The following is a 700-nucleotide window of genomic DNA, read 5'->3' as shown; positions in this document are numbered from 1 at the left end:
CCGAGCAACGCGTTAGTCATGAAACGATCTACGCGGCGATTTATACCCATCCCCGCGGCGGCTTGAAGCAGGCGATGATCGAGGCCCTGCGCCAGGAGAAGCCGGTGCGCGGCAACGCGCGCAAGACGTTGGCCCGCAAGAGCTTTGTACCGGAAGAACTGCGCATCATCCATCGACCCGAGGCAATCGAAACGCGCCAATGGCCCGGTCATTGGGAAGGCGATCTCATCAAAGGCGCCTTCAATCGCTCCTGCGTCGGCACGCTGGTCGAGCGCAAGACCCGGTTCGTCGTGCTGTGCCGCATGGATGGCTGTACGGCCCAGGACGCACTGGAGGGGTTCACGCGCCAGATGAAGAAACTCCCGGCCTTTCTGCGTGAGAGCCTGACGTACGATCGCGGATCGGAAATGACTTGCCATGTCGAGTTGGCTGAACGACTGAATCTGGACATCTGGTTCGCGGATCCCTACGCCCCTTGGCAACGGGGCAGCAACGAAAATACCAACGGCCTGCTGCGCCAGTTTCTGCCCAAGGGTGCCGACCTGTCAGGCGTCACCCAGATGCAATTGAACGACATTGCCAAACTGATGAACGGCCGCCCTCGCCAAACCCTCAACTGGAAAACCCCTGAAGAGGCTATGGCGATGGAATTGGCTGCCGCCGGATTGGCTAAACGTTGCACTTGATTCTTGAGACCACC

Annotated in this window: 1 protein-coding gene; it reads left to right on the top strand. The window is 59.7% G+C overall.

From position 1 onward, the window contains the following. On the top strand, positions 1–686 hold a 686-nt coding region (locus DIE06_RS37900; RefSeq protein WP_124665752.1), incomplete at its 5' end, for an IS30 family transposase. Positions 687–700 lie beyond the last annotated feature (14 nt).

The organism is Burkholderia sp. Bp8998, from assembly GCF_003854235.1.
Lineage (GTDB): Bacteria > Pseudomonadota > Gammaproteobacteria > Burkholderiales > Burkholderiaceae > Burkholderia.
This window is presented reverse-complemented; position numbering and strand designations above follow the sequence as displayed.